We start from the raw sequence: 7,601 nt of genomic DNA on the forward strand, positions 1-7,601 counted from the left end.
CCCCACGACAACTCCAAGCGAGGCGGCCCCCCCGCCTCCAGCGCCAGCTTCTTCGAACCCATGTGAACCCCCTCCTCCGACTTCGACCCCAAACAGGGTCAGGAGGGCGAAGCTAGCTGTCCTGTGGACGACCTTGCAAAGCCTCGGGCGCTTTCGGGGGCGCCGTGACGACGCCAGCCGGTCCGCTCAGCTTCGCGAAGCCACCCCGAGGCCGATGATGACCAGCATGGCCACATGGAACCAGCCCACGTTGCGCGCGAGCACGGCCCAGCCCTCCCCTGAGCCCGGGGCGGTGCCGCGCCGGATGGCCGCCAGTTCCTGGTAGCCCAACACGAGGCCCACGAGCCCCGGCACGAACCCGATGAACCCCACCGTGGCGAAGATGAGCGCCAGCGTCGCGCGTTGGGACGGCTTCTCCCCCAGCGCGACGGTGTGGCAGTGAAGGCAGAGCATGCGCCCCACCTGCCACCTGCGGCAGCCTTCGCACAAGAAGGTGCCACAGCGGCTGCACGTTCCCTCCGCGGGGCGCTCGGGATGAAGGGGGCACAACGCGACCATAGCTTCCATGCCCTTTCTCTACCACGTCCCCGGAGCGTCCCGCCGACGCCACCCGTCCTTTCAGAGAGCGCAAGCCCCCGTCCGCACATGGGAATCACGTAGAAGAATTGCATCCCAACCCAGGCGCGCTCTGAACGTCTGCTTGATATAGCTTTTCCCGCTGACGCTCCCAATTCCATGCGAGCCCAGCCTCCTCAAGGGAGAATTCACATGCGCATCGTTTCAAAAGCGGTCCGCGGCCTTTCCGCACTGGTCGGCGCGGCGGCCCTGGCCTCCATCGGTTGTGGTGATGTCCCGGACGCTTCGGAGAGCCCCCAGACCGAGCTTCAGCAGACAAGCGCGCCTCTGGATTGCCTCTCCTCCATCAAGCCGGAGCGGGAGCTGCTCATCCAGGACGCGGCAGTGGTGAATGACCCGGCGCGCACGGCCTGGTCCGGCGCGCTGCCCCAGGGGCGCGGCGTCGCGGACGGCGCGTGGAGCTTTGGTCGGCGCATGGCGGAGCTGAGCGGCGAAGTCGCCCCCTCCGAGTTCATTCACGACTCGCTCCAGCGCGGTGCGGAGCAGGACGCGGGCACCCGCGCGCGCGTTGCCCAACTCCTCGAAGCGTGGCCGAAGCTCGCGGACGGCACCTTGGACCTGACGAAGGCGCCACTGCGCTTGAAGGCCATCCTCAACCACGCGGGCTCGCGCAATGCGGACCGGCGCAGCGCCGGCGAAGGCCACCTGGTCTTCGAAGCAATCGACGCGGACGGCACGCCGCTGAACCTCAGCGTCACCCTCGTGTATGACCTGCCGGCTCCCAAGCCCTCGGACGCGCTCCACTGGGCCCGTCAGTGGCATGACCTCGCCACGCAGGCGCCTGGAACGAAGGCGTTCAACACCACGCTCCAGGCTGTCACCGACCGCTTCACCGCCGCCCCGGGGCGGGTCCAGGTGGGCACGACGGACCCGCGCCTCGACTCAGGGCGCTCGAACTCCATCGAGGCGCGACGCCTCGCGAAGGACTTCGGATCCCTGCTGTGCACCGACAGCGCGGCCCCCACCGTGACGCTCCTCTCACCGGCCCCGGGCAGCGCCCTGCGCGGCACGGTCACCCTGACGGCGAGCGCCTACGATGACCTTGGCGTCACGCGCGTGGACTTCTTCTCCGGGTCCACCCTCATAGCCTCCGACACCCAGCCCCCCTTCATCGTGGACTGGAACACCGCGACGTCCCCTCCGGGAACCCGGGTGCTGACAGCCCAGGCCTTCGACGCGGACGACAACATGGGCGTCTCCGACCCGGTGAGCGTCATGGTGGACAACTCCCCTCCCGTCATCATCTCCGGCCCGCCCCAGTACAACCAGCACAGCCTGAGCTATGTACGCGGCAACATCACCGTGGGCTGGTCCGTGACGGACCAGGGCCTCTCCGGCGTGGCCCTGGCGGAGTTCTTCCAGGAGGGCTACCTCAAGGGCTCGCTGACGGGCCACTCGGGCCTCGGCTACAACTTCTCGTGGGACACGCGGGTGCTGGCCAATCGCTCCTACAGTTTGATCCTGCGCGCGACCGACAACGCAGGCAATGTCGCGACGCACACCCGTTCGCTGATCGTCGACAACGCGGCGCCCACGTCCGTCCTGCTCGCTCCCCTCAACGGCGCGGTCGTCAGTGGCGTCGTCACGTTGGCCGCCAATGCGAGCGACAGCCAGCTGCTCCACTACGTCGTCTTCGAGATCGACGGTGTGCTTCAGTATCCCTACTCGACCACCGCGCCATTCACCCGCGCGTGGGACACCACGGGCAAGTCCGGTACGCACGTGATTGTCGCCATTGCGTATGACCGCGCGGGCAACAGCCGTCGCAGCAACGCCGTGACGGTCACCGTCCCGTGAGCCGCGGTCGGGCACGGGCGTCCCGGTAGCGTTCCACCCGGTTCAGCCTGGCCGGGTGGCCTCACGTCCTCTACCAAGGGGCCGCGCCAGACCTGCTGACGCGGCCTCGCTATCGCACGGAGCGAGCCTTCAACGCATCCGCGAGGAAGTCGATGAACGTCCGGATGCGGGTCGCGAGGTGCTCGTGACCGATGTGCACGGCGTGGATGAGCTCGATGTCCCCCGCGCTGTACCTCTCCAGCACCGCGACGAGCCGGCCCGATGCGAGGTCGGGCTGGACATGATAGCCGCCGAGCCGCGCCAGGCCCACGCCCTCCAGCACGAGCTGGCGCAGCACGACCCCGCTGTTGCCGTGGACATTGCCTGACACCGGCACCGAGAACGCCTCGCCGCTCGCAGGGTCCCGGAAGGGCCATTCGTCGGCGGGGCGCCGGAAGTTGAACCTCAGGCAGTTGTGTCGGGCGAGGTCCTCCGGCCGCCTCGGTGTGCCATGCGCCTTGAGGTACGCGGGCGACGCCACGATGACACGGCGGCTTTCGAGCAGCTTCCGCGCCTTGAGGCTGGAGTCCCGCAGCGGCCCCGTCCGGATGGCGACGTCCGTCCGCTGGTCCATCAGGTCAATCACCGTGTCCGTCAACGTGACGTCGAGCTCAACCTGCGGGTACAGGGCGAGGAACCGGGGCACGAGCGGCAGCACGTGGACCTCTCCAAACGCCACGGAGGTGTTCACCCGCAACAGCCCGCGCGGCACCACGTTGCCTGTCGTCACGAGGCTCTCCGCGTCATCAATCTCCGCGAGGATGCGCCGCGCCCGCTCCAGGTAGAGCGCCCCCTCCGGCGTCAGTTGCAGCGCGCGCGTCGAGCGCACGATGAGCGAGGTGCCCAGGCGGTCCTCGATTCGGGCGATGAGCTTGCTGACGGCCGAGGGAGACAGCCCCAGCTTGCGGCCCGCCGCGGAGAAGCTCCCACTGTCGGCCGTGGCCAGGAAGACGCTCATCTCCCCCGCGCGGTTGTCCACCGGACCTCCTGTGAATCTGATTCACAGGTACTTTGACATTATGGACGTTTCCTCTCAAGGGCGCCGCCGCTACATGACGCATGCGTTCACTCACCTGACAACGGCAGACCTCTGGAGAAGACATGGACTTGCAACTCACCGGGAAGACGGCGCTCGTCACGGGAGGCACCGCGGGTATCGGGCTGGCCATCGGGGCACGGCTGGCCGCTGAAGGAGCACACGTCGTGATTCCCGGGCGCTCGCGGGAGAAGCTGGATGCGGCGGTCGCCCACATCGAGCAGGCCCACCCAGGCACGTCCGGACGCGTGCGGACGGTGCTGGCGAACCCGGCCGACGCAGAGGGCGCCGCGCTCCTCGCTCGTGAGCTTTCCGACGTGGACATCCTGGTGAACAACCTCGGCATCTACGAGTCCAAGGCGTTCGGCGAGATCAGCGACGAGGACTGGCGCAAGTACTTCGAGGTGAACGTCCTGAGCGGCGCCCGTCTGGCACGTCAGTACCTGCCGGGAATGCTGAAGCGCAACTGGGGCCGCATCATCTTCATCGCCAGTGACTCCGCGCTCGTCATCCCACCGGACATGATTCACTACGGGATGACGAAGTCGGCCCAACTCTCGATTTCACGAGGCCTGGCGGCGACGACGAAGGGCACCCGCGTCACGGTCAACTCCGTGCTGCCGGGGACGACCCGCTCCGAGGGCATCGGAGACTTCTTCAAGAGCGTTGCGTCGAACCCGAACGCGCCCATGGCCGAAATCGAGGCGGAGTTCTTCCGCAAGGAGCGGCCGACCTCCCTGCTCCAGCGCGTCATCGAGGCCGAGGAGATCGCCGCGCTCGTCGCCTTTGTCGCGAGCCCCTTGTCTTCAGCCACCAATGGCGCCGCGCTACGGGCCGATGGTGGCGTCGTCCCCACCATCGCGTGAACCCACACCAGGATCGCGAACCAGGAGCATGACCATGGACTATCGACGACTCGGAGCCTCTGGACTCCAGGTGCCCGTCCTCAGCTTCGGCGCCGGCACCTTCGGAGGCCAAGGGCCTCTCTTTGGCGCCTGGGGAGATACCGGCGTGAACGAGGCCCGGCGGATGGTGGACATCTGCATCGAAGCGGGCGTGACGATGTTCGACACGGCCGACGTCTACTCGAACGGAGCGTCAGAGGAGGTCCTCGGCGCGGCGCTGCAGGGCCGACGACAGCAGGCCCTCATCTCGACGAAGGTCTCGCTGCCCATGGGCGACGGCCCCAATGACGCCGGCTCGTCGCGGTCCCATCTCATTCGAGCGTGTGAAGCGTCTTTGCGCCGGCTCGGCACCGACTACATCGACCTCTTTCAACTGCACGCCTTCGACGCCGCGACACCCATTGAGGAAGTGCTGTCGACATTGGACGATCTCGTGCGCCAGGGGAAGGTTCGATACGTCGGTGTTTCGAACTTCTCGGGCTGGCACCTGATGAAGTCGCTCGCCGTCGCCAGGCAGTACGGCTACCCCCGCTACGTCGCACACCAGGCCTACTACTCGCTCGTGGGGCGCGACTACGAGTGGGAGCTCATGCCGCTTGCCTTGGACCAGGGTGTCAGCGCGATGGTCTGGAGCCCGCTCGGCTGGGGCCGTCTCACCGGCAAGGTCCGGCGCGGTGCGCCGCTGCCAGCGGTGAGCCGCCTGCACCAGACCGCCGACTTTGGTCCCGCCGTCGACGACGAGCATCTGTTTCGCGTGGTGGATGCCCTCGACGACGTCGCCAAGGAGACCGGAAAATCAATCCCACAAATCGCCTTGAACTGGCTGACGACGCGTCCGACCGTCGCCAGCGTCATCATCGGCGCGCGGACCGAAGCGCAGCTTCGCGACAACCTCGGTGCCATCGGATGGGCGCTCACACCGGAGCAGCTCGCGAAGCTCGACGCGGCGAGCTTCAAGACACCGCCCTACCCTTACGCCCCGTACTACAATCTGGGTGACTTCACGCGGCTCAACCCGCCCCTGTTCCCCGCGCCCTCGGTGTAGGCTTGCCCCGATTCCGTGGCGCTCCCGCGCGTTCCCTGGTGGTGCTGCAGTCGACCGCGCCGGACGCGGACGCGCCGGACGACAAGCGAGGGGGCGTCCCCGCCCGTGGAGCAGGGCTTCTTCGCCAGGTTCGTTGGAATCCCAACGAAAGCGTGCAGCGACATGCCGGGCGCGGGTAAGGTGAGGCGTCATGCCGCCGCGCCCTCCGCACGATAGACACCTCCCCTCATCGGCCATCTCGAGGTTCGTCGACACCGCGCGCATCGAAGCACTGCTGGCGCCGTACCTGCCGGCCCCGCAAGAGCGCGCCTTCGTCGTCCGGTGCGTGCTCGGCGAGGGGCCGGCGCACCACCGCGGCGCCAACTACGTGCTGCTCTCGCTGCTCGGGCTGGTGCTCGAGCGGGTGGCACGCGGTGACCGCGAGGCCCTGGACCTCGGCGCGTCCCAGGAGGTCCCCATGCGGCTGCCGCCACACCTCGCGCGGCCCGACGACGCGCCCAGCTATCCGCTGCCGCTCCCCAGCGCGCCCCTGGAGCTCCTGGCGCGCAAGGGCACCCGGGACTTCGAGGCCATGGTGGACTGCCTCACCGACGGGCCTCCGCAGCATGCGCTGGCGAACGTGGCCATGGTGACGCTGCTGGCGGACCTGCTGGCGCGGCTTCCAGAGAGCCCGGAAGAGTGAGCGTCGAGCTGCCCCAGGGCATGGCGCAGGCGTTCTCGGTCGCCGCGGGCGAGCTGGGGATGTGTTGCGCGGCGTGGCTCTACGTGAAGGACGTGGCGCGGTTCGCGGGCGACGCGGGCGTGAGCGGCCTGCGCGACGCGCTGGGCCGCTCGTTCCCGGTGCTGGACGCGGTCGCCGAGAAGTGGCTCGCCGGCTCACGCGAGCCCCACACGGACCCCGGCGCCGCGCTCGGCGCGCTCGCCGGCACCCGGCAGCTCGTGGTGGTCGGTCTGGAGACGGAGTTCCTCGACGCGCTGATTCCGAAGCTGGAAGGCATCCGCCTCGCGCTGTTGCGGAGCTCGCCGTTCGAGGTGGACTGGGAGCGCGTGCTGTCCAACTACGCGGGGCGGGTGGAGCTGGTGGAGTTCGAGCGCTTCCAGTCGTGGGCTGGGCCCCGAAGCACGCTGCTCACCTTCGCCTACGGCGTCCATGGCGCCGGGACGCACGTGATGCCGGCGTGGCTCCGCGTCACCGGCGACGACGTGCGCACCCAGTTCCGCTCGCTGGTTGCCTGGGACGTGCTCCGAGCCCCGATGTTCGTGTATCCGCGCTGGTTGGTGGAGGTCGATGCCGCCACGTTCACGGAGCTGGTCTGAATGACCCAGGCCATCCTCGCCGGCATCCTCATCACCGCGCTGCTGTTGCAGGCGGCGCTCCCCTCGCGCCGGCTGGTGGTCGTGAGCATGGGCGCCGGCCTGGCGGCCCTGGCGTCTTCGCTGCTGGGAACCGGCACCGCGCCCGAGCTGCTGGCGCAGGTGCCGTGGGACGTCATCGTGATCCTCGTCACGCTGGGGCTGCTCTCGCAGCTGTTCGTCGAGTCGCGGCTCTTCGGTGTGCTGGCGCTGCACGCCACCCGGTTGAGCCGCGCCGGTCCCCGCCGAATCCTGCTGCTCTTCGCGGTGGGCATGTACGTGGTCAGCGGGCTGGTGAACAACCTCACCGCGCTGTTGCTCGTGCTGCCGGTGCTGCTCATCCTCTTCAAGCTGCTGGGCGTGCGACAGCGGTATGTGTCGTGGACGCTGGCGCTGGTCCTGGTGTCCTGCAACCTCGGCGGCGCCGCCACCCCCATTGGAGATTTTCCGGCCATCCTGCTGCTCGGCACCGGGGTGATGAGCTTTCCCGACTACCTGGTGCGCGCGCTGCCGGTGACGCTGGTCGCGCTGGCCGGTGTGCTGGGGGCAGCGTTCCTGCTGGTCCGCCCCGGCAGCCGGCTGGGGCAGACGCCCATCTCGGCCACGCTGACGCTCTCCACCATGGGCGCGCTGTACCGCAACGTGCGGGTGGAGCGCCGCAGGCTGCTGCCGCCGTTGCTGCTGCTCGGGTGCATGCTCGCGGCCTGGGTCGCCATTCCTAGAGAGACGGGGGTGACGCCCGACCTGGTGGCCTGGCTCGGGGCGGGGGCGGCGCTCGCGCTCGCGGGGG

General features: G+C 68.7%; 8 protein-coding genes. 6 read left to right on the forward strand and 2 right to left on the reverse strand.

Features of this window, described 5'->3' with window-relative positions:
• Nucleotides 1–186: 186 nt before the first annotated feature.
• The gene (locus tag HV826_RS35535) at nucleotides 187–453 is read right to left on the reverse strand and encodes a hypothetical protein (protein WP_240358084.1); all 267 of its coding nucleotides are present in this window, start codon (nucleotides 451–453) and stop codon (nucleotides 187–189) included.
• 315 nt (nucleotides 454–768) lie between these two features.
• Between HV826_RS35535 and HV826_RS35540 the strand changes: the two genes are divergently transcribed.
• Nucleotides 769–2,433 carry an Ig-like domain-containing protein gene (locus HV826_RS35540; protein WP_176421453.1) on the forward strand — a complete coding sequence of 555 codons (1,665 nt, stop codon included), beginning with the start codon at nucleotides 769–771 and terminating at the stop codon, nucleotides 2,431–2,433.
• 109 nt (nucleotides 2,434–2,542) lie between these two features.
• Here the strand turns inward: HV826_RS35540 and HV826_RS35545 are convergent, their stop codons facing one another.
• The gene (locus HV826_RS35545) at nucleotides 2,543–3,451 is read right to left on the reverse strand and encodes a LysR family transcriptional regulator (RefSeq protein WP_176421454.1); all 909 of its coding nucleotides are present in this window, start codon (nucleotides 3,449–3,451) and stop codon (nucleotides 2,543–2,545) included.
• A gap of 122 nt (nucleotides 3,452–3,573) precedes the next feature.
• Here HV826_RS35545 and HV826_RS35550 point away from each other — a divergent pair, with 122 nt between their 5' ends.
• From HV826_RS35550 to HV826_RS35570, 5 genes are all read left to right on the forward strand, one after another.
• The gene (locus HV826_RS35550) at nucleotides 3,574–4,374 is read left to right on the forward strand and encodes an SDR family NAD(P)-dependent oxidoreductase (RefSeq protein ID WP_176421455.1); all 801 of its coding nucleotides are present in this window, start codon (nucleotides 3,574–3,576) and stop codon (nucleotides 4,372–4,374) included.
• Between the two features lie 34 nt (nucleotides 4,375–4,408).
• Nucleotides 4,409–5,458: an aldo/keto reductase gene (locus HV826_RS35555; RefSeq protein ID WP_176421456.1), complete on the forward strand. Its 1,050-nt coding sequence runs from the start codon at nucleotides 4,409–4,411 to the stop codon at nucleotides 5,456–5,458.
• A 190-nt stretch (nucleotides 5,459–5,648) separates the two neighbouring features.
• Nucleotides 5,649–6,140: a hypothetical protein gene (locus HV826_RS35560; protein WP_176421457.1), complete on the forward strand. Its 492-nt coding sequence runs from the start codon at nucleotides 5,649–5,651 to the stop codon at nucleotides 6,138–6,140.
• Nucleotides 6,137–6,775 carry a hypothetical protein gene (locus HV826_RS35565; RefSeq protein WP_176421458.1) on the forward strand — a complete coding sequence of 213 codons (639 nt, stop codon included), beginning with the start codon at nucleotides 6,137–6,139 and terminating at the stop codon, nucleotides 6,773–6,775. Before HV826_RS35560 ends, HV826_RS35565 begins: the two co-directional genes overlap by 4 nt.
• The coding region (locus HV826_RS35570; RefSeq protein WP_255217577.1) for an SLC13 family permease at nucleotides 6,776–7,601 on the forward strand (826 nt) is incomplete at its 3' end.

This window comes from Myxococcus sp. AM010, from assembly GCF_013372585.1.
GTDB lineage: Bacteria > Myxococcota > Myxococcia > Myxococcales > Myxococcaceae > Myxococcus > Myxococcus vastator.

What these genes read in the sequence shown, in the direction of transcription:
- HV826_RS35535 (WP_240358084.1), bottom strand. Translation starts at nt 453, where the DNA reads ATGCTCTGCCTTCACTGCCACACCGTCGCGCTGGGGGAGAAGCCGTCC.
- HV826_RS35540 (WP_176421453.1), top strand. Translation starts at nt 769, where the DNA reads ATGCGCATCGTTTCAAAAGCGGTCCGCGGCCTTTCCGCACTGGTCGGC.
- HV826_RS35550 (WP_176421455.1), top strand. Translation starts at nt 3,574, where the DNA reads ATGGACTTGCAACTCACCGGGAAGACGGCGCTCGTCACGGGAGGCACC.
- HV826_RS35555 (WP_176421456.1), top strand. Translation starts at nt 4,409, where the DNA reads ATGGACTATCGACGACTCGGAGCCTCTGGACTCCAGGTGCCCGTCCTC.
- HV826_RS35560 (WP_176421457.1), top strand. Translation starts at nt 5,649, where the DNA reads ATGCCGCCGCGCCCTCCGCACGATAGACACCTCCCCTCATCGGCCATC.